Origin of the sequence: Actinomadura sp. SCN-SB (assembly GCF_043906805.1) — a bacterium.
GTDB lineage: Bacteria > Actinomycetota > Actinomycetes > Streptosporangiales > Streptosporangiaceae > Spirillospora.
Genome location: NZ_JBIMPP010000029.1, coordinates 1 through 23434 on the forward strand (window position 1 = coordinate 1; position 23434 = coordinate 23434).

22 protein-coding genes and 1 pseudogene are annotated in these 23434 nt (G+C 66.9%); 20 read left to right on the forward strand and 3 right to left on the reverse strand.

The features are described from left to right. The 10 genes from ACGWYJ_RS19715 to ACGWYJ_RS19760 all read left to right on the forward strand — a co-directional run. Positions 1-744: SAF domain-containing protein (locus tag ACGWYJ_RS19715; protein WP_395107553.1), on the forward strand; the 744-nt coding region annotated here is incomplete at its 5' end. Then, the gene (locus ACGWYJ_RS19720) at positions 741-1538 is read left to right on the forward strand and encodes a hypothetical protein (protein ID WP_395107554.1); all 798 of its coding nucleotides are present in this window, start codon (positions 741-743) and stop codon (positions 1536-1538) included. The genes ACGWYJ_RS19715 and ACGWYJ_RS19720, both read left to right, overlap by 4 nt. Then, entirely contained in the window at positions 1535-2959 is a 1425-nt protein-coding gene (locus ACGWYJ_RS19725) for a CpaF family protein (protein WP_395107555.1), read from the forward strand. Before ACGWYJ_RS19720 ends, ACGWYJ_RS19725 begins: the two co-directional genes overlap by 4 nt. 188 nt (positions 2960-3147) lie before the next feature. After that, positions 3148-3840, forward strand: a complete 693-nt coding sequence (locus tag ACGWYJ_RS19730) for a type II secretion system F family protein (protein WP_395107556.1) — start codon at positions 3148-3150, stop codon at positions 3838-3840. Next, the gene (locus ACGWYJ_RS19735; RefSeq protein WP_395107557.1) at positions 3837-4730 is read left to right on the forward strand and encodes a hypothetical protein; all 894 of its coding nucleotides are present in this window, start codon (positions 3837-3839) and stop codon (positions 4728-4730) included. Before ACGWYJ_RS19730 ends, ACGWYJ_RS19735 begins: the two co-directional genes overlap by 4 nt. 23 nt (positions 4731-4753) lie before the next feature. Beyond that, the gene (locus tag ACGWYJ_RS19740) at positions 4754-4966 is read left to right on the forward strand and encodes a hypothetical protein (RefSeq protein ID WP_395107558.1); all 213 of its coding nucleotides are present in this window, start codon (positions 4754-4756) and stop codon (positions 4964-4966) included. A gap of 3 nt (positions 4967-4969) precedes the next feature. Further along, positions 4970-5383 carry a TadE family protein gene (locus ACGWYJ_RS19745; protein ID WP_395107560.1) on the forward strand — a complete coding sequence of 138 codons (414 nt, stop codon included), beginning with the start codon at positions 4970-4972 and terminating at the stop codon, positions 5381-5383. After that, positions 5380-5832 carry a TadE/TadG family type IV pilus assembly protein gene (locus tag ACGWYJ_RS19750; RefSeq protein ID WP_395107562.1) on the forward strand — a complete coding sequence of 151 codons (453 nt, stop codon included), beginning with the start codon at positions 5380-5382 and terminating at the stop codon, positions 5830-5832. The genes ACGWYJ_RS19745 and ACGWYJ_RS19750 overlap by 4 nt, the downstream gene beginning before the upstream one ends. A gap of 5 nt (positions 5833-5837) precedes the next feature. After that, on the forward strand, positions 5838-6320 hold the full coding sequence (locus ACGWYJ_RS19755) for a TadE/TadG family type IV pilus assembly protein (RefSeq protein WP_395107564.1): 483 nt from the start codon (positions 5838-5840) through the stop codon (positions 6318-6320). Continuing rightward, a complete protein-coding gene (locus ACGWYJ_RS19760) occupies positions 6317-8950 on the forward strand; it encodes a BTAD domain-containing putative transcriptional regulator (RefSeq protein ID WP_395107565.1) in 2634 nt (877 codons plus the stop codon). Before ACGWYJ_RS19755 ends, ACGWYJ_RS19760 begins: the two co-directional genes overlap by 4 nt. A gap of 75 nt (positions 8951-9025) precedes the next feature. Here the strand turns inward: ACGWYJ_RS19760 and ACGWYJ_RS19765 are convergent, their stop codons facing one another. Both ACGWYJ_RS19765 and ACGWYJ_RS19770 read right to left on the reverse strand, forming a co-directional pair. After that, on the reverse strand, positions 9026-9937 hold the full coding sequence (locus tag ACGWYJ_RS19765) for a phosphotransferase (RefSeq protein ID WP_395107566.1): 912 nt from the start codon (positions 9935-9937) through the stop codon (positions 9026-9028). 10 nt (positions 9938-9947) lie between these two features. Continuing rightward, positions 9948-11159 carry a hypothetical protein gene (locus ACGWYJ_RS19770; protein ID WP_395107567.1) on the reverse strand — a complete coding sequence of 404 codons (1212 nt, stop codon included), beginning with the start codon at positions 11157-11159 and terminating at the stop codon, positions 9948-9950. A gap of 135 nt (positions 11160-11294) precedes the next feature. Here ACGWYJ_RS19770 and ACGWYJ_RS19775 point away from each other — a divergent pair, with 135 nt between their 5' ends. The 9 genes and pseudogenes from ACGWYJ_RS19775 to ACGWYJ_RS19815 all read left to right on the forward strand — a co-directional run. Continuing rightward, entirely contained in the window at positions 11295-11633 is a 339-nt protein-coding gene (locus ACGWYJ_RS19775; protein WP_395107568.1) for a hypothetical protein, read from the forward strand. Beyond that, positions 11626-12774, forward strand: coding sequence for an NAD-dependent epimerase/dehydratase family protein (locus ACGWYJ_RS19780; protein ID WP_395107569.1), 1149 nt, complete (start codon positions 11626-11628; stop codon positions 12772-12774). Before ACGWYJ_RS19775 ends, ACGWYJ_RS19780 begins: the two co-directional genes overlap by 8 nt. Next, positions 12771-13781, forward strand: a complete 1011-nt coding sequence (locus tag ACGWYJ_RS19785) for a thymidylate synthase (RefSeq protein WP_395107571.1) — start codon at positions 12771-12773, stop codon at positions 13779-13781. Before ACGWYJ_RS19780 ends, ACGWYJ_RS19785 begins: the two co-directional genes overlap by 4 nt. Next, positions 13778-15595, forward strand: a complete 1818-nt coding sequence (locus tag ACGWYJ_RS19790; RefSeq protein ID WP_395107572.1) for a carbamoyltransferase — start codon at positions 13778-13780, stop codon at positions 15593-15595. The genes ACGWYJ_RS19785 and ACGWYJ_RS19790 overlap by 4 nt, the downstream gene beginning before the upstream one ends. Next, positions 15592-16635 carry a hypothetical protein gene (locus ACGWYJ_RS19795; RefSeq protein ID WP_395107573.1) on the forward strand — a complete coding sequence of 348 codons (1044 nt, stop codon included), beginning with the start codon at positions 15592-15594 and terminating at the stop codon, positions 16633-16635. The genes ACGWYJ_RS19790 and ACGWYJ_RS19795 overlap by 4 nt, the downstream gene beginning before the upstream one ends. Before the next feature lie 87 nt (positions 16636-16722). Next, positions 16723-17259 (forward strand): topology modulation protein, encoded by a 537-nt coding sequence (locus ACGWYJ_RS19800; protein ID WP_395107575.1) that lies wholly within the window; start codon positions 16723-16725, stop codon positions 17257-17259. A 109-nt stretch (positions 17260-17368) separates the two neighbouring features. Further along, positions 17369-18148, forward strand: a complete 780-nt coding sequence (locus tag ACGWYJ_RS19805) for a class I SAM-dependent methyltransferase (RefSeq protein WP_395107576.1) — start codon at positions 17369-17371, stop codon at positions 18146-18148. Continuing rightward, the gene (locus ACGWYJ_RS19810; RefSeq protein WP_395107577.1) at positions 18145-18912 is read left to right on the forward strand and encodes a phosphotransferase; all 768 of its coding nucleotides are present in this window, start codon (positions 18145-18147) and stop codon (positions 18910-18912) included. The genes ACGWYJ_RS19805 and ACGWYJ_RS19810 overlap by 4 nt, the downstream gene beginning before the upstream one ends. Before the next feature lie 314 nt (positions 18913-19226). Beyond that, positions 19227-19754 (forward strand): annotated as a pseudogene (locus ACGWYJ_RS19815) (TerD family protein); the annotation flags it as partial. Positions 19755-21207: 1453 nt separating this feature from the next. On the opposite strand, the gene ACGWYJ_RS19820 reads toward ACGWYJ_RS19815, so the two are convergent. Continuing rightward, the gene (locus ACGWYJ_RS19820) at positions 21208-21756 is read right to left on the reverse strand and encodes an ATP-binding protein (RefSeq protein ID WP_395107578.1); all 549 of its coding nucleotides are present in this window, start codon (positions 21754-21756) and stop codon (positions 21208-21210) included. Positions 21757-22003: 247 nt separating this feature from the next. Between ACGWYJ_RS19820 and ACGWYJ_RS19825 the strand changes: the two genes are divergently transcribed. Further along, positions 22004-23428 carry a hypothetical protein gene (locus ACGWYJ_RS19825; RefSeq protein WP_395107580.1) on the forward strand — a complete coding sequence of 475 codons (1425 nt, stop codon included), beginning with the start codon at positions 22004-22006 and terminating at the stop codon, positions 23426-23428. Positions 23429-23434 lie beyond the last annotated feature (6 nt).

Consider the following 23434-nt stretch of genomic DNA (forward strand, 5'->3'; position numbering starts at 1 on the left):
CGGGGGGCCGAGATGAAAACGGAAAGAACGCTGCTCAAGAAAAGGCCGAGACTCAGCGGCGAGGTGCGCCGCGGCATAGGTCTGGAGCCAGGTGTGGGGCGGCTTGCTCGGCAGCGGCGTCCGGCATGGGTCGTGGCGGGCGTGATGTTGATGGTGCTCGCGGTGCTGGTGAACGTGTATCTGTTCAACAACGCTGGTGAGCGCGTCTCGGTGGTGGTGCTGGCTCGGGATGTACCGGTGGGCCAGCAGATCTCGCGCGCTGATCTGGCTACGGGGCAGGTCGCTTTGGACGCGACGGTGCAGACGGTCCCGGGACACCAACTGGACGAAGTGGTGGGGCAGCGCGCCGCGGTCGGACTGGTGAAGGGTTCGTTGCTGGTGGCGTCGCAGGTCACTAGGCAGGTCAGCCCTGGTCCGGGGCAGGCCTTGGTGACGGTGCCGTTGAAGATCACTGAGGTTCCGCCGGGCCTGGCGCCGGGTTGGCAGGTGCGGGTGATCTCGGCACCCAACAGCGCGAGCACCTCGCTCGCTCGGGACAACGCTTTTGGCAGCACCGGTGAAGCACCGCAGGAAGCGGCGGCTCCGCCAGATGTGGCTGCGGTAGTCGATCGGGTGAGCGAGCCGAACACGGACGGATCGGTGACCGTGTCGCTGCTGGTGGCCGATAGCGAAAGCGTCGGTGTGGCCCGGCAGGCGGGGGCAGGGGCCGTGGCGTTGGTCGTGACCGCCAGAAGGGGCTCATGATGGCGCTGTACTGCCTGATCTCGCCTGGTGGGGCGCCTGGGGTGACGACCACAGCCGTAGGGGTGTCGCTGGGCTGGCCGGGGCAGGTGCTGCTGGCCGAGTGCGACCCGGCGGGCCGGCGGGTGTTGTCGGGGTTCCTGGCCGAGCGGTTGCGGCAACCGGCCGGTCCGGGCCTGCTGGGGTTGGCGATGGCGCTCCAGAATGATCCGCACGCCGCAGGAACGCTTGCGGACTACACGCTGCCGCTGACCGAGTCCGGTGAACAGCGGTTGTTGTGTGGGGTTCGTGATCCTCGGCATGTCCGCCAGGTGGCGCCGGTGTGGCGGGCGCTGGTGAAAGCGTTCCTATCCGGCGGCGGGGATGTGATCGCCGACCTGGGCCGGGTGGGGGGCGCCGAGACACCGGTGCCGGTGCTGGAGGCCGCTGATGTCGTGGTGATAGTGCTGCGCCCGACGTTGGGGCAGGTGGACGCCGCTCGTCCGCGCCTGGAGGTGCTACGGAGAGTGCTAGGCGAGGGCCCGCAGATCGGGCTGTGCCTGGTCGATGACGGCGCTTACACCGCGGCTGAGGTGAAGCGCGTGCTGGAGATTCCTGTATTCGCCGAGTTGCCATTCTCGGCCGCGGATGCTCGGGTGCTATCGGATGGCGCGGCGCCGCGGTTGACGTTCAGAACCTCGCTGCTGATGCGCAGGTTGGACAGGCTGGGGAAACGCATGCGTGAGGCCGCCAGCGAGGTCGCCGATCAGGTCGAGCAGACGCGCAAGGGTTTGGCGGTACCGGAGGCCGCCCCGTGACCGCCTCGGGATGGGTTCCACCGCCGGCCACCGCGAACACCGGCCATGGCGCGGCACCCGAACTCGGAACCGGACGGCTCTGGGCAGGCGACGTCCCGCCGATAGAGGGCCCGGCATCCGATGGCCCCGCTCCTGACTGGGCCGCGATTCGGGAGATCGCTCACAGCCTGGTCGACGTGCTCGATGACGATGTGGACCGGGGCCGGGCGCGAGAGCTGATCGAAGCGCAGGTCCGCCGGTGGGCCCACGACCAGATAGCCTCGGGACAGATGGTCCCGTCCGCGCAGGTGCAGCGGCGAATGGCAAAGGCGGTGTTCGATCACCGTTTCGGTCTTGGGCCGCTGCAGCCGTTCCTGGAACGTTCCGATGTCGAGAACATCGTGGTCAACGGCTGCAACCAGACTTGGATCACCTACACCGACGGGTCAAAGAAGCCTGGTCCGCCGGTCGCCGAGGACGACGAACGGCTGGTCGAGTGGATCCAGCTGCTGGCACGCCGGGGCAACACCGGCCGCGAATTCTCCCACGCCAGTCCGCTGCTGGATGTGGCGTTGTCCGACGGGGTGCGCTTGGCGGTGGTGCACTGGGTGTCGCGGCACCCACACCTGGCGATCCGCGTCCACCGCCTCGTCGACGTCACCCTCGAGTGGCTGACCGAGCTGGGCACCCTGACCAGGCCGCTGGAAGAGCTCTTGCGGGCGGCGATCCTGGCACGGCGGAACATCATCGTGTGCGGGGAGGTCAACTCCGGTAAGACGACCCTGGTGCGTGCGCTGGCCAACGAGATTCCCGCCGAGCAGCGAATCGTCACCCTGGAAAGCGACTTCGAGCTGTTCCTGGACGACCCGAGGTTGGCGCACCGTCACCATGACGTGGTCGCGCTCGAAGCACGCCAGGCCAACGCCGAAGGTGCCGGACTAGTCCGGCTCCAAGACCTCGTGCCCGCATGCCTGCGCCTCAACCCGGACCGGGTGATCGTGGGTGAGGCCCGCCACGGCGAGCTCGCTCCGATGTTGGAGGTGATGTACAGCGGGGCGCGCGGGTCGATGTGCACGCTCCACGTGCATCGGCCCGAGCACGTGTTCAACCGGGTCGTCCAGCTCGGTCGCCGCGCCGACCTCGGCCTCAGCCCCGAAGACCTGCACCTGATGTTCGGAATGGCCGAACCCCTCATCGTCCACATCGAACGGGACCCGTCACGCAACGCACGCCGGGTAACCGAAGTGATGGAGGTGGGGCCGCCCGCCGATTCTCCCGAGCCGACCCGCAACCACATCTTCGTCCCCGGCCCGGACGGTGCGGCGACGCCTGCAGGCGGACACGTCAGCGCCAACCTCTTGGAGGAGCTGACAGCGCACGGGTTCGATCCCGCCACATTTGAGCGCGGCGGCGCCTCCTCGGCGGGCCGGGGGTGGTCATGATGACGTTGCTGGCCGCCTCCGCAGGTATGTGCGTCGCCGCCGCTGCCCTCTGCATCATCGCGGGGGCGGCTGGCGTACCGGCACGTTCCCGGGAAGGACGTCCCCCATCACGGTTGCAGTCGATGTTGCGATTGGCTGCGTGGCCTGCTCGACGCAACCGGCTTCTAGCGGCCGTAGCGACCGGGTTGATGGTCCTCCTGGTGCTGCGCTGGCCAGTCGCCGCCCTCGCCGTTGGCGCGGCCGTCTACGCGCTGCCTCCGATGCTGTCGGGACGGGCGCCGTCGCGGCAGATCGCCAAGCTGGAAGCAATGGCGCAATGGGCGCGTCGGCTGGCGGAGATGATGGGCGCCAGCCGCGGCCTGGAACAGGCCTTGACGGACAGCGCCCGCATAGCCCCTTCCCCTATCCGCGTGCCGGTCGGCATGCTGGCCGACCGGCTCAATAACCACGCCGCCACCGAGCCGGCTCTGCGAGCCTTCGCCGACGAGCTGGACGATCCGGTCGGTGACCTGATCGCCTGCGCTCTGATCATGGCCGCCAAACGCCGCGGCCCCGGCACCCGCCGAGCACTCGCCCTGCTGGCCGACGCCGTCGACCACGAAGTCCTGGTCCGCCGTGACGTGGAAGCCGAACGCGCCAGTCTGCGCACCACCCTGCTGGTGATCGTGATCTCGGTCGGCGCCCTCAGCACCTTGTTCGCCACATCCCAAACCCTGGCCGAACCCTACGGAACCCCACTCGGACAGACCGTGCTTGCTGTGGTCGTCGCCATCTACGCCCTTGGACTCGTGTGGATGCGGCGGCTCTCGGTCCTGTCAACTGGCAGTCGGTTTCTGCACGCCCTCAACCCCTCACAGACCAGTGAGGGGGCAGCGTCGTGACCGCTCTCGCCGCGGTTGCCGGCTTGCTGGCCGCGCTCGGGATCATCGTCGTGGTCCGCGAGTTCCGGACCGCGCCACCGCGCCTTGACGCAGCCCTGTCTCGAATCCAAGCCACCCCTCTGGGCGTCCCGCCATCGACGGCGACGATCTCCGGCAGCGAACGGGTCGGACGATGGCTGGTCGACCACCTCTCCCGCCCCGCCGGAGTGCTGACGCTCCCCCGCGCCGACCTGGCCCTGCTCGGCAGGCCGGCGGAACGGTTCATGGTGGCCAAGCTGATCCTGTTCATCACCGGACTGGTCACGCCATCGGCGTTGTTCGCCCTGGTGAGTCTGATCGGCGGTGCGCCATCGTGGCCGGTGCCCGTGATCGTCAGTCTGGCCCTGGCCGTCGTCCTGGCCTTTACCCCGGACTGGAGCGTCCGCTCGCAGGCCCGCGAGCATCGCAAGGACTTTCGCTACGCCTTCACCGCCTACCTCCAACTCGTCGTCCTAGAACGCGAAGCGGGCTCCGCGCTCAACGCCGCCCTGGAGGAACCGGCCAAGACCACCGACGGCTGGGCTTTCCAGCGCATCCACCAGGCGCTCACCCGAGCACGCCACGCACAGCAGCAACCGTGGGGTGCGCTGGCCCGGCTGGGCGAGGACATCGGCGTCCGCGACCTGATCGACCTGGCCCACACCGCTGAGATCGCCGGAAGCGAGGGCGCCAAGATGCACGACGTCCTGGTCGCCAAGATCTCCTCGATGCGGCGCGAGGCCTCGGCTGCCGCCCGTTCCGAAGCCAACACCCGCACCACCACGATGTGGGTCCCTACCTCCCTGCTCATGCTCGGCTTCGTCATCCTCGTCGGCTTCCCGTTCTTCTCCAAGCTCATGGGATCCGGCTGAACCACCGAACGAAAGGGAAGGTCATGAAGCACATCAACGCCACGGCGGCCCTCATCGCCGTCCACGTCGCCCAGCGCCTTCACCAGCTGCGAGACGCCGTCCCGGATGGACGCGATCGGGGCTCCAGCGTCGTGGAGACGATCATCTTGGTCGCGGGCTTCGCCGGTCTGGCGTTCACCATCTATCTCGCTGTCTCCGGCAAGGTCCAGGGCTGGATCAGCAAGATCCCCGGATGACCGGTGAGAGACCTTCCGACGCGGCGGCTGGCATCGACGCGACGGCGTGGACGAGACGAGGGTTCGGCCGCTGTCTCGATCGCCATCGTATTCCCGGCCATCGGCTTGCTGTTCCTAGCCCTGGTCCAGGCCGTGCTGGTGTCCGTCGCGCAAGACATCGCGCTGGGCGCGGCAGAAGAAGGGCTACGTGTTGCCCGCGCCCGCCACGGCACCCACAGCGCAGGACGCGATGCCGCCGCCGGATTCGCAGCACAGGAACCGGTCCTGCAGACCCCGTCAGTGACCGTGACCGGGACCTACACCGTCATCGTCAGCGTGCACGGCTCAGCGCCTTCCGTTGTCCCTGGCATGCGTTTTCGCGTGGAACGCACAGTTCGCGGTGCACGTGAACGCTTCACCACCCGCCGCCAGCCATGACCATGCAGATGCTTCCGAACAGGGGACGCCACCAGCGGCCCGATGCCGGGAACGCAGTAGTCGAGGCGGCCATCCTCGCGCCGTTGTTCGTCCTCTTCCTGGCCGCGTTGCTTATCGCGATGCGTATCCAGCACGGCAGTGCGGTGGTCAGTCAGGCCGCCGCCGACGCTGCCCGCCAAGCATCCATCGCCCGTACCACCACACAGGCCCAATCCGAGGCGACCGCCAGCGCCATGGCCACGCTGCGCAACCGCGGACTCCACTGCACACCGCACGTCCAGCTCGGCCTGTCGGGCTTGCACCGCCCAGCCGGTCAGAACGCCAATGTGACCGCACAGGTCACCTGCCAGATCCAATTGACCGACCTCGGGCTTCCGGGCCTCCCAGGATCTCGCACTGTCACTAAGCAACGGCTTTCACCGATAGACCCGTTCCGAGAGGTGCACTGACCGCCATGCTGCGCCGTCCACCCTTCCCGCCGCGCCGTCCAGCCTTCCCGCCGCGCCCTCGAAGGCATTCAGGACGACGGGACCAGGGGAGCCTTAACGTCTTCGCCGTGGTCATCACCCTGGTCGTCGTGATCTTCTTCGGTGCCATCGTCGACTTCGGACAGAAACTCCAGGCCCGGCACGACGCCTACGCCATCGCACAAGAGGCCGCACGCGCCGGCGCCGGACAGGTCGACCTCGACCACGCCTATGCAGAAGGCCGTTTCGTCGTCGACCATGCCCGTTCAGTGCGTGCTGCGCAAAGCCACCTGCGGGCCAGCGGCCAGACCGGCTCGGTGACCGTGATCGGCCCTCGTTCCATTCGTGTCCGGGTCACGATCACCAAGCCCGCCCTTTTTCTGTCTCTGATCGGGATCCCCACCCTCACCGTCAACGGCGTAGCCACCGCCGACCTCGTCACCGGCGCGGAAGGACCGCAGCAGCCATGACCCGCACCGCCGAAGTCTGGCGCGGCATCGGCGCCATAACCGTCCTCGTATGCCTGCTCCTCGGCTTCCCCATCGCCTTGTACGCGGTCGGCGGCTCGCCCCTACTCGACTACCTACCGACATGGACGGACGTCAGCTCCGCACTGATGCAGCCCGACACCGACCACACGCTGTTCTTGCGCGCCATCAGGTTGATCGGCTGGTCAGCCTGGCTGCTGTTCGCCGTGCTCATCACAACCGAAACCGCCAGCTACCTTGCGGGACACCCCATCCCGAGCCTGCCCAGGCCTGTCCGGCCAGCACAACACCTGGCCCGCGACCTGGTCGCCATGACCGCACTTATCTTCACCACGAGCACCACTCTGGCCAACGCCGTCGAACCACCCTCTGCGCACGCAGAGGCAGCCGAAGCCGAGACGCTCAGGACGAAATCACCGTCCTTCAGCGACATCGACGCCCCGGCAGCCGCACGACACGACATCCCAACCACGACGCCCCCAGAAGGGGATTCGAAGCGCCCGAACTCGCGCACACGAACGATCAAGCCGGGAGACACCCTGTGGGACATCGCCCGGCGCCACTACGGCTCCGGCGGGCTCTACCCCAGGATCTTCAAAGCCAGCCGCGACCTCGACCAACCACAGGGTGTACCACCTTTGACCCGCCCAAGCCGCCTCTTTCCGGGCCAGCGGATACGCATCCCGCTCAGCACCCACGAGGACACACCCCACCGCCGTCAAACAGAGACCACACCACCACGCGACGATGCCCGCGCCCCGTCCGCCAGCGCATCCGCAACAGGCACGCCTGCTGCCACTCCCTCCGGCCCGACAACAGCCGGAGCCGAGCCAACCCAGGCCAAGAATCCGACGCCGACCGACCGCGCCCTCCCGACTGTCACGCTGCCCTCAGGCGCCCACGTTGGAATCGGCCTAGCAGCGGCACTCAGCCTCGCCGTAGCGATGACCCGGCTCCACCACCGGCGTCGAAGGACGCTCAACGACGAAGCATGGCCCGGCCCGACGACCGCAGACCCCACTCCACCCGCCACCGTCACCAAGGTGCACAAAGCCCATCTCGACTCACGTGCTGAGCACGGCGAACCGATCCCCACCGACATCGAGCTAGTCATCGGCAACCAGCGTCGGCCCACTCCTGAGCACATCACCCTAGGAACGCTCCGCGGAAACCCCGTCGCTCTCCCGCTAGCCGGCCTGAGCATCGGCTTCGACGGCGACGGCGCACTCGCCGCGCTTCGGGCCATCACGACTGACCTTCTGGCCAACGCGCGCCACGACCGATTCGAGCTGGTCATTCCGGAACACGACGCCCAAAGGTTCTACCCCGGCCTCGACATCGCTGACCTAGCCGCCGATCTTCCCGGCCTCACCCTCAGGCCAACCCTGAACGCTGCCATCACTCACCTGGAGGGCGAGATCATCCGCCGGGCCCGGCTCCTGGACACCGCCGACGTCCCCGACCTCCCCAGCCTGCGTACCGCGGACCCGGCCGAACCCCTGCCCACCCTCGTCGTCCTCGGCTCCGTCCCAGACGAGGCTTCCCACAGACTCCACGCCGTCATCCAACTTGGACACCGCTACGGCATCGGCGCATTGATCAGCGGTTCCTGGCCCCACGGCACCACAGCCTGCCTGACTGAAGACGGCACCGTCACCAACGCCCAAGGCCCACAGGCCGAGCACCTAGTCAGAGCACGCCTGTTCCACCTCACCGCCGACGACGCCGCCGCCATGCTCCAACCACTCCGCACGGCCGCTGGCAAACCCGAACCCACTCCCCAGGCCCCAATCAACCAACCACCAGCCCCCAGCCTCATACCGCCACAGCAGCCCACCGCCCAGGAACAGCAGTCCCTAGTCCAACTACTCCTGCTCGGCCCCGTACGCCTTCGAACCGCCGACGGACTCATCGACACCGGGCTACGGCGAAGCTCGAAAAGCCTGCTGGCCTACCTCGCCCTCCACCCGGACGGCATCACCCGCGACCAAGGCAGCGCCGCGCTCTGGCCGGACCATTCTCCCGAGAACGCCACCACCCTGTTCCACACCGCCGTCAGCAACATCCGCAAGGTCCTGCGCCACGCCACCGGCCTGCGGGAACCGATGTTCATCATCCACGCCGCAAGCCGCTACCGCCTCGACCCCCACCTCATCGACGTCGACCTCTGGCGCCTATCCACGGCCCTGGAACAGGCACGTCGAGCTGACAACGACCCTGAGCGCACCCACGCCCTATCCCCACTCACCAGCCTCTACACCGGCGACTTCGCCACCGACCTCACCGACGAATGGGCCGAGGCCCACCGCGAATTCCTCCGCCGAACCGCCATTGACGCCTTGGCGCACCTCGCCCACCTCGCCCAGGACGACCACCCCGATCAAGCCCTGGCCACCCTCGAACACGCCCTACGACACGACCCCTACTCAGAACCGCTCTACCGCTCGATCATGAAGCTCCAAGCCCGCCTCGACCGCCCCGACGCCGTACGCCGCACCTACCAACTACTCACCACTCGACTCAACGAACTCGACACCGAACCCGACGAACAGACCCACCAACTCATAACCAACCTCCAACGGCACGCTCCGACATCTGAGAGAAGCTCGTAACTCGAGCGGATACCCCCTCCTCTGGAGCGGGAGGCATTGAAGGGGTGTCTCAACCCCCAACGAGCCCTTCGTTCCTCAGCGCGGTGGCGAGTTCCACGTTGCATCGGCATCTCCAGCGCGGAGGGTGGCCACGCGGTGAGCCACCTCCTTACTGGCCCAGTTCTGCGCCGGAGCCTTCCTAAGGTACGGGCTCAGGCCGCTGATCTCCCTGAGTTGCACCAGCACATCGAAGCCGTGCCACATCCGCACGTCCCAGCCGTAGGCGCGAGTGAACTCGGCCAGCTCTTGCTCGGTATGGCGCCGGAACCGCCGCCGCATGTAATGCGGCTGAATCAGGTCCCACTCCCGTGGCCCCCGAGCGGTATGGTCCCAATCCCCCAGCACCCCATTGCCGGTGCTTAGCCGCAGCAGGTTGTTGGGATGGGCGTCGCCGTGAATCAACCCGACGGGCCGGGCCGGTTCCAGGTCCCCCCAGGCCTCGCGCAGCTCCCGCACCCGCTGGTTGAGCCAGGCCCGATCGTGTTCATGCAGCGCGTGGCCGTGGTGGTCAAGTGCTGCGGCGACGCCGGCGAGCGGGTCTGTGAGGTCGCGGACCGGGAAGGGAGGATCCGGTTGGTCGTGCAGCGTCCGCAGGAGACCGCCGAGTTCGGCCGCACTGCCTCGTGGAAGTGGGACGATGTCCAGCAATCGCCAGACCGTGACAGCGTGGCCGTCGACGGTGAACGGCTCGACATCGGCAGGTGCGACGCAGGGAAAGTCACGCGCGGCAAGCCACCGGGTCACCCGGACCGAGGCGGCGATACGGTCGAAGGCCTCCGGGTTTCCCGCCACTCGCACCAAGAGGCCAGCCGAAGGGAGCGCGACGGCAAGGTTGCTGTGTTGCCCTACCACCTCAGCGTCATGGGTTGGGATCCGATAGCGCTCACCCAGCCTGGCCAAGGCGATCCGCGCTACCTGGGCAAGGTCGGAACCAGGCATGGCTTCCATGTCCCCAAGATCAGCCCCTGCAAGCTTGCAGAACTGGCCGCGCCGCTTCACGCAACTCCGCCACCGCTCGCTCCTCGCTGTATGGGTCCAGTGCGCGCAGCACCTCGTTCAGCCGTACGCAGATGCGGCGCGAGGAGATATGGCCAGCCGACGCCACGAGTTCATGGGCGACCTGACATGCCTGATCGACCTCATGCATGAGCGTGTGGCCCATGGCCAAGACTCCAAGAGTGAACGCTCGAGGACGCAAGTCGCTACGTACCTCCAGGGCCTCCTCGGCGGCGCGTACCGCCTCACGCCCCATTCCGAGGTTCACATAGCATCGGCTCTCTTCGTGCCGGAGGTGCCCCCAACCATAGGCACCCATCCAATCCGGTTCTTCGGCCGTTCCCGCCCGCTCGTAGGAATCCCAGATCGTCCTGAGGATTCGCTCCGTGTTAGCGCGATGACCGGTCATTGAGCAGGCCAGGGCGTGTTTAGTGGTCAGGAACGCGCGGCCCACAGGAGGGGCGGCGCGGGCGACACCAACAGCGCCCTCGGTGTACGCCAACGCCTGGTCGACATGCGATTTACGTTGAGCGGGGCGAGAAGCCAGCGTCGCCAGATGCAGCTCGTGTTCACCACGACGGGAAAGCACCCAGGCCGTCAACGTGATGTCGCCGCTCTCGTTGGCCATGCTGGATGCGCGCCCGAGCAGACCCAACGCCTCGGCGGGCAAGTCGGTGTCCAAGTGCATGGCCGAAACCCGCATCGTGAACTCGGTCGAGACTGAGAAGAGGCGATGGCGGAGCCGATCTGGGGCGTGTCCGCGCAGGCGGGGCTCGATCACGCTGGTCAGGTAGTGGGTCGCCTGGGTGCGGACGAGGGCGCCGCCGAATTGCCGGTCCGAGGCCATCAGTGCCGTCAGCATCGCCCGGATGGCTTCGACGTCGCCGTCGCTGGGGGCAGGGACGGGCCGTTCGCTCGGACCAGTGCCGAACAGTTCGTCCTCGGACATGCTCAATGCCGTCGCGTACAAGATGCGGTACCGCTCGCTGATGCGCACGACATCGCCCTGCTCCCAACGCTCGATGTAGCGCTGAAAGCTCTGCATGGTCGGCATCTTGTGCGGGTACTCGGCCGCTTCTCGCAGCTCTCGCGCCATGCGCGGGATGTCCCAGCCACGCTTCTTGCGCTCGTTACGCATCCGCGCCCGGACCTCGGATGTCGTTGCATAGGCCATCAGCGTGCACCTTCGCTGCGCCAGCGACATGCCCTGGCAGGCAGATGTCGGGTTCTGTCGAACAGTGTCGGCTAGAGACCAGCATCCCTCAGGCAGTCGACTGTACGTGACCGAACCGCCACCTAACTCGCGGAGATGGCCACGGTGCCCAGATTGTCCGAAGACCTCCGGGCGACCCTCGAAGCCGAGTTCCCCGGTTGGCGGTTCATCGTGTCCGATAAGGGACGTTACTGGGCTCTGCGCGGGCCGCTCCCCCTGAGTCGCCTGAACGCCCGTGATGCGGCCGACGCCGACACCGTCGAGGAACTCCGCAAGGAGTTGCGCACCCTGTCCCGGCGTCAACCGGAGCCGATGTTCCCGCCAATCTGCGACCGCTCGAGGCACATGACCAGCTCGCGTCAGGACGAAGTCAGACCGCAGGACAACGCGACCGCAGTTGTCAGGCTGGGCACAAGGGAGAGCCAGGATGAATGAGCCCTCGTCCGGGGCGCCTAGGACCGCCAGCGCATCACCGGGGCCGATTGCGGAACCGGGCTCGGCGTCAATTGCATGTCCTGCCGTCAGTGCTGATCACGGAGTTACCGAGACGACGTCCGACCCGGGCGCGGTTCTCGTGACCGGACTCTGTGGATTCATCGGCTCCCACCTTGCGGCGGCGCTGCTGGACCAAGGCGCCACCGTGATCGGCGTCGACACTCAGCCCTTGGAGAATGCTGGCCGCACCGCCTTCCTGTTGCGTCAGCTGAGCGACTACTCGAGGTTCGAATTCCTGAGAGCGAGCGTCGAGGATCCGAAGGTCACCCGGGCGCTGGATCGTGCATCAGCAGTCGTGCACCTGGCGGCGGCGACCGACATTGCCTCCTCCTGGAAGGCGGGATTCACCGAGCACGCCAGCTCGGTGCTGTCAGCTCAGCGGCTGCTCTGGGCCTGCGGACGTGCAGGGGTGCCACGGGTGTTGGTGGCGTCTTCTTCCCACGTGTACGGCCCTGGCGGTGGCGGGCTGGCTCGCGAGGATGCCTCAGTGGAGCCAACGTCGCCGTACGGAGTGGCCAAGCTAGCCGTTGAACGGTTGGCCCTTGCCTACGCGCGTCGTCCTGGCTCCTCGATGAGCGCGGTGGCTCTGCGCCTTTTCACCGCCTTCGGTCCGGGCTGCAAGCCAGAGATGGTGGTGCCGCGGATGTTCGACGCGGCGCAGGCCGGACGTCCGATGCCGCTGTTCGGGGACGGCACCGCCCCGCACAGCTGGACATACGTAACCGATCTTGTGGACGCGACCATCCGGGCCATCCGGATACCGCTGGAGGCCGGACACGCGCAGGTTGTCAACGCGGCGGGGCCGGATACCGCATCGCTACGGCAAGTGGCCGACGTGGTCGGCGAACTGGTCGGTCGTCCAGTCCGCCTTGAACCCGCAGGAGAACGCCCGGGAGACGCGATAGGCACCTGCGCCGATCTCACCTGGGCCCGTCAACTGCTGGGATTCACGCCCCGGATCGGCCTACGCGAGGGCCTCCTCCGCCAGTGGGAGCACCTCAACACACCGCCACCGGCTGCTCCCCCTGTCAATCGTCAGCTGAGCAGGCCAACTGAACGCCAGCAGGAGGCCAGATCGTGATCACGGTGAAGGGCGAATCAGCCAGTCGGCTCTGGGTGGAAGGCGTTCGGGCCGTGCTGCAGCACGGCCTCCCATGTGAGCCACGTGGTCTGAGCACTCTTGAGGTCGTCGGCGCGCATCTCGTCCTCACCCAGCCGCGGCGGCGACTGGTCCACATGCCGCCTTCCCGCGTGCTCAACGCGGCCTTCGCAGCGGCAGAGACGGTGTGGATCCTGTCCGGGAGCGACGACGCGTGGATCTACACCTATAACCGGCGGCTCACCGAGTTCACCGATGACGACGTCCTTCGTGGCGCATACGGTCCGCGCCTACGGACCTGGGCGGGCACCATCGACCAGCTTGATCAGGTTCGTCGCCAGTTGCTGACCGATCCGTCCTCCCGCCGAGCGGTGATCCAGCTGTGGGACCCAGCGCGCGACCATCTGGGGCACAGAGACGTGCCCTGCACGCTGGGCTACTGGTTTGCGCTGCGAAGTGGCCGACTGGACATGCACACCATGATGCGCAGCCAGGACCTGTGGCTGGGCTTCTGCTACGACCTGTACGCCGCCACGGTCCTGCACGAGCTCATGGCCGGATGGGTCGGCGCGCAGCTCGGCGCCTACCACCATCATGTTGGTTCGCTTCACCTCTACGCCGAGCACCTTCCTGCAGCTTCGGCCTTGGCCGCGTCCAAGGTCAGCACGCTCGTCCATCCGCCATTCACCGGCGGCGACGGCGTGATGACGCCGTTGACGCTGCCATGGCAGGACCTGGACACGGTTCTGCACGCCGTACTGGAAGGACGTCCCTGCGGCCACCCGGGCTGGGCAGAGACCGCGGCCGTGATGTGCAGCTACCGGCTCTACAAATCCGGCGACCAATCAGGTGGCCGAGATCTGGCCCGCCGTACGCAAGGGCCGCTCCCGACGGCACTGACCTCTTGGTACGACCACCTGGACCAGAGCACGCGTCCGGACTCCGCCAGCACCCCCACGTCCACCGGAACGAAGGGAACGACGACATGATGCGCAACAGGCATGGTGCATCGGACGCGTCACCGGTCGTGCTTGGCCTCTGCTCCGGAACCCACGACTCAGCCGCCGCTCTCATCACCGGCGACCGTCTGATCGGCCTCGTGGAGGAGGAACGCCTCAACGGCATCAAACACACCAGCGCCTACCCGCAACAGGCGATCGGCTGGCTGCTCAGCCGAGGCGGGGTGACACCGGAAGAGGTCACGCACGTGGCCTACAACTTCGACCCTCGGCGCTATCTGGCTGCCGCGCCAGCCGCGCTGCGCCATCTGGCCAGCCCGGTCACGGCGCGAAGGGCACTGCCGCGTGCCCGTTCCTTCGCTCGCGTGTATCGCAACGGCCGCGACCGATTCCGCTCCTTCCGAGCTCAGTTTCTCAATGCATCGGTAACCGGGATCGAACACCATCTCGCGCATGGTCTGTACGCAGCGACGGCAGGCCTCGGCGGTCTGGACTTGCAGGTCCGGGACGCGGCAGTGCTCGTCGTCGACAGCCTCGGCGAAACCGCGACCACCACCATCTCCCATGTCCGCCGTACACGCCGGGACGGGTTGCGATATCAACGCGTGCTCACCGTCACTGACCCTGCCTCGCTGGGGTACGTCTACGGCGCCGTCACTCGACATCTGGGTTGGTGCCGTGGCGATGAGGAAGGCACCGTGATGGCGCTGGCCGCCCAGGGCGACCCAGCCCGGTTCCGCGGACTGTGCACCAAGGCGATCCCGCTCACCGACAACGGATTCGGACTGGATATGCGGTTGTTTCCGTTGCGGGTGCTCTCCGGTCGTTGGCCCCGTGTCACGGACGCCTTCACCGCAGCGACCTGCCCGCCACGTACTCCTGGGACGCCGATCGAACAGATCCACATGGACTTGGCGGCCGCGCTGCAGGAGCGCACCGAGCAGGTGATGGTGCACCTTGCCAGACGTGCCCGCGCACTCACCGGCGCGTCCAGCCTCGCAGTGGGCGGCGGTGTCGGGATGAACTGCGTGGCCGTCGGTCGGATCTGCCAGGAAGCCGGGTTCGATCAGGTCGCGGTGCCGCCCGCTCCAGGGGACTCGGGCACCGCCGCCGGCGCCGCCCTAGCGCTGAACCAAACCCTGACCGGCCACATACCCGAAGGGACCGGCACTTGCTATCTGGGACCCGAATACCCGGAGTTGCCGTTGTCCCCGCGGCCTCGCTCTCATCTCACCGCGACACGGGTCGCCGCTCCCGCCGCGTTCCTTGCGCGCCGACTGGCCGAGGGACAGATCGTTGGGTTGTTCCAGGGGAGGCTGGAGACAGGGCCACGTGCGCTAGGAAACCGGTCGATTCTGGCCTCCCCACTCGAGGCAGACGTAGTGGACCGGCTCAACAGCACCGTGAAATTCCGTGAGCCGTTCCGGCCATTCGCACCCGTTGTGCTGGCCGACTACGCCGCCGACTACTTCAGCCTGAACCAGCCATCCCCGTTCATGTCGATCGCCTCCGGCGTCACCGACATGGCTCGGCAGCTCATCCCCGCGGTGGTCCACGTCAACGGCACCGCCCGAGTGCAGACCGTCACGAGCGCCCAGAACCCGCTGCTGGCGCAGGTGCTCGCCGCGTTCGCTCAGCTCACCGGTCACCCGGTACTGATCAATACCAGCCTCAACATCAAAGGCAAACCGATCTGCGGTACCCCGGATGCGGCCCTGGACTGCCTAACCGCCTCAGGCCTGGACGGCCTGCTTCTCGAGGGTTGGTGGGTGACGAAGGATCCATCCCGCGAAGCTTCGTCCCGATCCAAACAGGCCACAAGCAGGCCCGGAGCATCGTCATGAGGGTCGGTTACAGCTTCTGGGGCTTTCTCGGCGCCGGGATCACGGACACTCCTGACGGAGGGCGCAGCCACCGTCGCACTCTCGTCGACGGCATCGCCGGCCTCGGGCACACCCTGGTGTTTCTCCAAGCCAACCGCGATCTGCTCGAAGCCGACGACGACCTTGGCGGCCAGTACGTCTTCGACCGCGGTCTCCCCAACATCGACCTGCTGTTCGTCGAATGGAGATGGCCGATCCCCGGCCGCAACACCACCCCATGCGACAAGCCTGGTCATACCTGTGACCTGCACCGTCAAGCCGAGCTCCTGTACCACTACACCCGCGACCGGCGCACGCCGACAATCGTCTGGGACAAGGACCTTCAACTTCCCGTCGATCACTGGCTGCGGAAGGTCCCACACGTCACCCTCTGCGAAGCGGCTTTGCATCCTGGGCCAGGAGCGGTGAGGCTTCTGTTCCCGGTCGACGATCACGCGCTGGATGCCGCCGATCCGGTGGCGCTCGCCAGCCTCCCCCGCGATCTCCCGCTGGTCTACGTGGGCAACCAGTACGACCGCGACGAACCCTTCGACCGCTACTTCGCCCCCGTGGCAGCCACCGTGTTGCACCAGGTCGCCGGGAAGTGGACGGCCACGGACCGGTGGCCGCAGGTGAACTTCACCGACCGCATCCCCTTCCCCGAGGTCGAACCACTGCACCAGCGCGCCCTGGCCACGATGCTGCTGGCACCCGACAGGCTCGCCGCCCGCGGACAATTCACCCAGCGGATCTTCGAAGCCGTCCTCGCCGGCTGCGCCCCGATCGCGCCCGCCTACCTCAGAGCGGTCGACCACGTCGTCCCGCGTGAACTGATCGCCCAAGACGCTGAGCACGCCCGCGAGATCCTCCGCCACCTCAGCAAGATCGCTGGAAGTCCCAGGCACGCCGACCTGATCAGCCGCTGCCTCCACCACCTCACACTCTTCCGGCTGTCCAACCAGCTGATCGTCCTGTCCGGACTCCTCGATGACGCCCGCACAGCCCAGGCGACACGATGCTGAGCCCCGCGATCAGACCGCCAGCACTTGCCAAAGTCCCACCGCGCGTCCGGCCGTCTCACCGCCCGCCAGCCGGTAGCGTCGCACACCATGGAGGCCAGCATGCAGCTCAAACGCATGGCGATCATCGGCTGCGGAGGCAGCGGCAAGACCACGATCGGCCGCCGCATCGCCGACGCGCTGGGCACTACGATCACCCACCTGGACACCGTCTTCTACGACGACGAGTGGAACACCCTGCCACAGGAGAAGTTCGCCGCTCTCCAGGAGCAGCTCGTGGCCGCGGACACCTGGGTGATCGACGGCAACTACGCCTCCACCCTGCCCATCCGGCTCCACCGCGCCACACACGTGATCTTCCTAGATCTACCCGCGCTCACCTGTCTTTGGGGGCTCGCTCAACGCCGCTGGCGCTACCGCGGCGGCCAGCACGACCAGACCGGCGTCTACGACCGGATCACGTGGGGCTTCATCAAGTACGTCTGGCGGTACCGTCGCGACATGGCGCCCCGTGTCCGCGCCCTCCTGGACGAGCACGCCGGCCAAGCCGAGATCCACATCGTCACCTCCCGCCGCGCGGCAAATCGCCTCGCCGACCAGCTCCAGGAAGTGGCGACGCAGCGATAGTCAGCGGGGCGGGACTGTGATGCCCATGGTCCCCAGGCAGCGTGCAGAGCCCGCAGCCCCCTTTACCGACCCCAGTCGGGTACCCGCCCTCTACGCCGATCAGGAGCGAGTGGCCCGGCGCAGCAACGCCCTGCTGGCGGCCAAGGTCGGAGGGCGGCATGTTGGCGAGATGATCGCCGGTCTCCTCGCGGCGCGGACGAACAGGGTCGACGGCCCGGAACTGATCGCCGACATAGGCTGCGGAACCGGCCGTCCCGCCCGCACCCTTGCTCGGCGGTTCCCCAGGGCGGAGATTCTGGCCATCGACGCCTCGGCGCCGATGCTCCGAGAAGCACGCACCCACCTACGCCACCACCTCGCAGAAGACGCCCACCGCATCTCCTACCTGCAGGCCGACTTCCATCGCCTACCGCTCGGCGAGGCCAACTGCCAGGCCGCGGTCGCGGCGTTCTGCCTCTACCACACTCCCCATCCCACCAAGGCAGTCGCCGAAATCGCTCGCACCCTGGTCATTGGCGGTACGGCGATCCTGGTCACCAAGTCCGCCGACAGCTACCACGAGCTCGACGAACTCCTCGCCGCTACCGGCCTCGACCCGCACGCCACCACCCGCCCCAGCCTGTACGCCTCCGCTTCCAGCACCGTGCTCCCGGCACAGGTCGCCACCGCGCTGACCGTCGAATCCGTCATTAGCGACCACCACGTCTTCTGCTTCCGTGATGCTCGCCACCTCGCCGCCTACCTGAGCACCGTGCCCAAGTACGAACTCGCCGCCCCGTTACGCAGCGATCCCCAGGCGCTTTCTGGCGAACTGCGCCGCCGCCGAGGCAACGGACCCCTGCTCACCACCTCGACGATCACCTACGTCATCGCCCGCCGCAGCCCATGAGCTCGGTGCCCGTACCCCGCCGCTGGATCAAGCGTTACGCCACCGCCACGGCATGCCAGGCGGCTGCGGTCCACCATCGATGGCTAACCGAGCTCGGCGCACCCGTTCCCCGTCTGCACGCTATCGCCGCCGATCATTTGGAGTTCGAGTACATACCCGGCCGCCAAACACGGCCTAATGATCTGCCACACGTGGCGGGCATACTTGGGCAACTTCACCACAACGCCTACGCGACCGATCTGTCCCGTGCTCGTCTGGATCGACCTCACACCACGAAGACCGGAATCACCATCCCCGACTTCCCAGGTCCCCGCCGCGCCGCCTTGACCAAACTGTTCAGTGACGGCCATGCACCCCAATCGCTGTTTGCGGTCGAGCAGGCTATTGAGGTACTCGAGAGCGCCATCGACACCCCGGCGTGCTTGTACAAGGACAGCAATCCTCGTAATTTTCTCATCAGCCCAGCAAGAACCGATTCAAGGTGTGTCTTGGTCGACTTCGATGTCCTCACCCTCGCCCCGCCCGGATACGACCTGGCCAAGCTGGTCGTCACCTTGACCATGACCCACGGTGCACTCTCGGCCACTACGGTCAACGAAGCGCTGGCCAACTACAATGCCGCCCTCACTAGCTGGCCGAGCGTCCTTGTGCCGGTGTCGTGGACGGCGCTCATGGCCTGGGCCGAGATTCACCACCTCCTCACCAGCCCGTACTTCGGGCGCGGTGGCTACCACTACCGCTGGTCTGATCACTCCCCGCGCTGACCGTAGGCGGCAGGCATTTAACAGGAGCCGCACACCCAAGACGCAATTCATTTCAGAATTCTAGGACGTTTATCATTTCATCTGACTAAAGGCATGACCGTCACCGGCCAGAGCATGGCCAGGAGTGGCCCCTTCTACCGAGGTGGCTTGTCCACAAGTGCGGAGGACGTACGCTGGCAGTCCGCGTACGGATGATCGCCCCTTTGCGGTTCCGGCGATAATGGTCTGCCGTATCCGCACAAGTCCGCGGCTGTCTCTGCTCCCACTGTGCGCTTACGACCATCGCAAGCTGAGGAGCCGCACAAGTGCAGCAGATGTCCAAGGGCGCAAACATCGACATGGCCGGCCTGACCACGGCAGAGGGCTCGCTCACGGTCGCGTTGAGCTGGATCGACCCTTCGGGTGAGGGGGAGGCCGATGTCTCGGTACTGCTGGTCAACGGTAACGGCAAGGTCGGCAGCGATGCCGACTTCGTTTTCTACAATCAGCCGGCGACCGCCGATGAATCCGTCCGCTTGCTGGGCAAAGCGCCCACAGCCTCCGGCAGCGAGGACCGCATCCTGGTCGATCTGACCACCATGCGTCCCGAAGTGGAGCGTGTGGTCATCGCCGCCAGCCGTTACGCGGGTGCCACGTTCGGGGCCCTCGACGACCTGCGCCTGGCCATTTCCGATGCAAGCGGAGAGGCACTGCTCGCCTTCGACATCAAGGACGCCGAAACCGAGAGCGCCTTCATCTTCGGCGAGTTGTACCGCAGAGGGGACGGCTGGAAATTCCGCGCCGTCGGCCAAGGCTACGAATCAGGGCTCGCAGGCCTCGCCGCCGACTTCGGCATCAACGTCGACGACAGCGACGAACAGGAAGCCGACGAGGCCTCTGCCCAGCCACCAGCAACACCCTCACCTGATCAAGCAGAATCGTCCACCGCCACGCCCGGGACACAGCCTGCTGAACAATCGCCGCCTGCCCAGGAGCACCGCCCCAAGCGTGTGCGGACGGCCAAGAAGAAGACGACCGTCCCCAAGGCCGCCAAGGTCAACCTGGCGGAGGACGCCTCCTGGCAGCACGCCCGCTTGTTCTCGGTCACCGGTCTGCGCAACGACCAAGAACGCGAAGCCCGCGCCACCTCAACGCTGCTCGCGGTCATGGCACAGGTCCCAGAGTTCGGCCGCCGACTGACCGCCCGCTTCAACGCCCCGGCCGGCACCATCCAGACCTTCGCCGAAGCCAGCTTCAAGCACGGCGACAGCAAGGTCCGGCCCGACGGCGTGCTGCGCGTGGCCAGGGCCGGCAGGATCTGGACCGCCCTGATCGAGACCAAGACCGGCGGGAACCCACTCAAGGCCGAGCAGGTCGAAGCGTACCTGGAGGTCGCGGCACGGCACGGCTACGAAACCGTGATCACGCTGTCCAACGATCTGGCCCTGGACAACGAGCATCCCCTCAACATCGACAAACGGCTGCTCCGTAAGGTCGCTCTTCGCCACCTGTCCTGGGCCGAGGTCGCCCACGAAGCCGACATCCTCTGCCACCACGACGGCGTCGCCAACCCCGTCCACGCGTGGCTGCTCAGCGAACTCCTGCACTACCTGCGCCAGGACAACGCTGGCTGCCAAGGATTCCGCGACATGGGCGCCGCCTGGGTGCCGGTACGCAACGCCATCAGCACCAGCACTCTCCGTCTCGGCGACAAGCGAACCATGCAGGTGGCCGAGAGCTGGGAGAAGCTCATCCGGCAACTGTGCCTGCGCCTCAGCGGCCAGACCGGGCTGGCCATCGCGCCCGTGCTCCGCAAGCGGCGGGACGGCGACGCCTCGGTACGCCGCTTGCAGACCGTCACCTCGCTGGTGGAAACCGGACGCATGAGCGCCGACATCCGCATCCCCAGCGCAGGCGGCCCCGTTCTACTCGAAGCCGACCTGCGCACCGGGCAGATCGAAACGACCGTCGAGATCCCCGCCGCGGCGCGGGCCCGCTCGCTCACCCGAATCCAATGGCTGCTCCGGCAGCTTCACCAAGCCCCACCCGAACTGCGCGTCGAAGCCCTCCCCCAAGGACACAAGACCGGTCCCTGCGACCTTCTGAAGAACCTCCGCCCCGAGCCTGGCCTGCTACTGCCGGACGACGGGAAGCAGATCGCCTCCTTCCGCCTGACGCTGTCATCCGCCCTGGGCACCAAACGCGGCATCGAGGAGGCCGGATTCGTCCGCAGCATCGACACCGCCATGGACCGCTTCCACCAGGAAGTCCTACAGGTACTGAAACCCGACACCGCCCCACCCGCGGAATGAGTTCCTAATACTCAAGAAAGTCCTCCAGCCACAGAGGACTCGCGCTGTTCGCCGACTCTGCATCTCGCGGGTCGAGCAGGGCCCGCACTCGATGACCGGTGCCCGCCCTCCGGACCGACCAACGTGAAGCCAGGGAAGCCACGAGGAACAGGCCGCGGCCCCCGGTGCTGCCGGTACCGGCAAATCGGATCCGTGGCGCTGTGCCAGGTCCCCGGCCCGTGTCAGTAACGGTGATGGCCACCTTTGCGCGCCTGGTCACTCGGATCGTCACCCGCACGGGGTCGCCGGGTGCACACCCATGGACGATGGCGTTGGCGGCGAGCTCACTGAGCACCGACTCCGCCGTGTCGGCACACAGGTGATCTGACCCCAGCGTCGCCCGCAGTCGTGCGCGTACGTTCGCCAACTGCGAGGGATCCGCAGGCACCGTGAACACCTCACTCCTGAGGAACCGCCAAGGGCGACGGCATCGCTCATCGGACCTCCGGAGTCTCCGCGCGATCCTCATCGGAAGGCGGACGGGCATGTAACGCATTGGGCGCAAGGCATCCATGGGCGAGTCACCTATTACACGGGGTCACGGGAACTGTCTTGGCCGCCACCGGGCGTTCGTCTGCGTGGCGCCCCATCACCCTGATGTGCCGCCCGTTGCAAGAGCCAGATCATCGGCGCGTGAAGGCCGTGATTCCTCTCAACGACCGCGTGAACGTCGTGAAGGTAGCGATTTCCCGGCCATTCACGCCCATGCGGCACCGTCACGAGTTACGGTACTGACAACTGCGAATCGGCATGGAGATCACATGATCGCGAAACAAACGCTTCTAACTGATCATCTTGATCTGCTGAAGTGGACACCTCGCGAACTCGCCCATGCGATCAACTCCTGGCTGGAGGCCCGCGGAAGAGCCAGCGAACGGATCCACCCGACCACGCCATACCACTGGATCCGGAAGGGCTTTTGTCCCTACGCGCCATACCCTCAAATCGTCGCCGAGATCCTGTCCGCAGCACTCGGCGATGCAGTCACCGCACATGATCTCTGGCCAGATAAGGCAACTCCAACGGCAGGCGGCCCGAAGACCGCGGCCACCAATCTGACTTCGTCATGGAACGCCGACGACGTCGTCACGCAGATCTCACAACTCTCGCGTGACCACCCCGCCGACACAGCCACCGTGAACGGTCCCGACCTCGTCGCCCCCGCACTGGACGGAATCCACCACTCTCCCGGCAGGCCGACCGGAACGACCGGCGTCGACCGAGTACGACCCGCGCTCATGGCCCTGATCACCCGCCACATCGCCGAACTACGCCTACTAGATGACCGGGCCGGCGGCGGCGCCCTCAACCTCCGCTACGTCAGCCACGAACTGCACACCGTCCTCGACCTGCTGCGCAACGCCACCTGCGAAGCCGACGTACGCGAGAGACTCCTGCTGGCCACAGCCGATCTCGCCCAGCTGTCCGGCTGGATGCACTGGGACGCCGGAAACCACGGCACCGGCCAGCGCTACCTCCTACTGGCCATCCGCGCCGCCCGGACCGCCGCCGAATCACCAAAGCTGGAACTGCGCACCACCGCGATCGAGAACGCAGCCAACACACTCGGCATGCTGGCCTACCAATGCGCGCACGCCGGTCGCCCCACCGACGCCATCCGGCTCGCAGAGGCCGCCGCCCAACTCGGACGCACAGCCTCCTCCGCGACCCGAGCACGACTGGCCGGGCGCCTGGCCACCGCACACGCCGCCGCCGGCGACATCCACGCCTTCCGAGACGCAGCCGAACAAGCCCGCCAGCACCTAGACAACCGACACCCAGATGATGTGCCGCCCTTCCTCTACTACCTCAACACCGAACAACTGGACGCAGAAGCCGGCCAGGCCCTCGTTGACCTCGCCCAGCTCAGACCCTCTGAATCCACCAAGCTCCTCAACGAGGCCATCGACCTGCTCACTCCGCTCACCTCGACCGGCCTGCGCGCCGAATACCAGCGATCCGCACTCCTGCACGGCTGCTACCTGGTCCAAGCACACCTTCGCCAGCGCGACCTCGAAGCCGCCGTCACCGCCACGCGCAAGGCCACCGAACGCCTCACCGGTGTCCAATCGATCCGCTGCCAGGTGTTGGTCAGGAGACTGCAGCAGGACTTCGCCCGCCGCGCCCGCAACCCCTATGTCGCCGACCTGCTACCCGAATTGAATGACGCGCTCGGCGCTGCGTGACCATGG

What these genes read in the sequence shown, in the direction of transcription:
- ACGWYJ_RS19730 (WP_395107556.1), top strand. Translation starts at nt 3,148, where the DNA reads ATGGTCCTCCTGGTGCTGCGCTGGCCAGTCGCCGCCCTCGCCGTTGGC.
- ACGWYJ_RS19825 (WP_395107580.1), top strand. Translation starts at nt 22,004, where the DNA reads ATGATCGCGAAACAAACGCTTCTAACTGATCATCTTGATCTGCTGAAG.
- ACGWYJ_RS19765 (WP_395107566.1), bottom strand. Translation starts at nt 9,937, where the DNA reads ATGGAAGCCATGCCTGGTTCCGACCTTGCCCAGGTAGCGCGGATCGCC.
- ACGWYJ_RS19810 (WP_395107577.1), top strand. Translation starts at nt 18,145, where the DNA reads ATGAGCTCGGTGCCCGTACCCCGCCGCTGGATCAAGCGTTACGCCACC.
- ACGWYJ_RS19720 (WP_395107554.1), top strand. Translation starts at nt 741, where the DNA reads ATGATGGCGCTGTACTGCCTGATCTCGCCTGGTGGGGCGCCTGGGGTG.
- ACGWYJ_RS19775 (WP_395107568.1), top strand. Translation starts at nt 11,295, where the DNA reads ATGGCCACGGTGCCCAGATTGTCCGAAGACCTCCGGGCGACCCTCGAA.
- ACGWYJ_RS19790 (WP_395107572.1), top strand. Translation starts at nt 13,778, where the DNA reads ATGATGCGCAACAGGCATGGTGCATCGGACGCGTCACCGGTCGTGCTT.
- ACGWYJ_RS19750 (WP_395107562.1), top strand. Translation starts at nt 5,380, where the DNA reads ATGACCATGCAGATGCTTCCGAACAGGGGACGCCACCAGCGGCCCGAT.
- ACGWYJ_RS19770 (WP_395107567.1), bottom strand. Translation starts at nt 11,159, where the DNA reads ATGGCCTATGCAACGACATCCGAGGTCCGGGCGCGGATGCGTAACGAG.
- ACGWYJ_RS19755 (WP_395107564.1), top strand. Translation starts at nt 5,838, where the DNA reads ATGCTGCGCCGTCCACCCTTCCCGCCGCGCCGTCCAGCCTTCCCGCCG.
- ACGWYJ_RS19780 (WP_395107569.1), top strand. Translation starts at nt 11,626, where the DNA reads ATGAATGAGCCCTCGTCCGGGGCGCCTAGGACCGCCAGCGCATCACCG.
- ACGWYJ_RS19820 (WP_395107578.1), bottom strand. Translation starts at nt 21,756, where the DNA reads ATGGATGCCTTGCGCCCAATGCGTTACATGCCCGTCCGCCTTCCGATG.
- ACGWYJ_RS19760 (WP_395107565.1), top strand. Translation starts at nt 6,317, where the DNA reads ATGACCCGCACCGCCGAAGTCTGGCGCGGCATCGGCGCCATAACCGTC.
- ACGWYJ_RS19800 (WP_395107575.1), top strand. Translation starts at nt 16,723, where the DNA reads ATGGAGGCCAGCATGCAGCTCAAACGCATGGCGATCATCGGCTGCGGA.
- ACGWYJ_RS19740 (WP_395107558.1), top strand. Translation starts at nt 4,754, where the DNA reads ATGAAGCACATCAACGCCACGGCGGCCCTCATCGCCGTCCACGTCGCC.
- ACGWYJ_RS19795 (WP_395107573.1), top strand. Translation starts at nt 15,592, where the DNA reads ATGAGGGTCGGTTACAGCTTCTGGGGCTTTCTCGGCGCCGGGATCACG.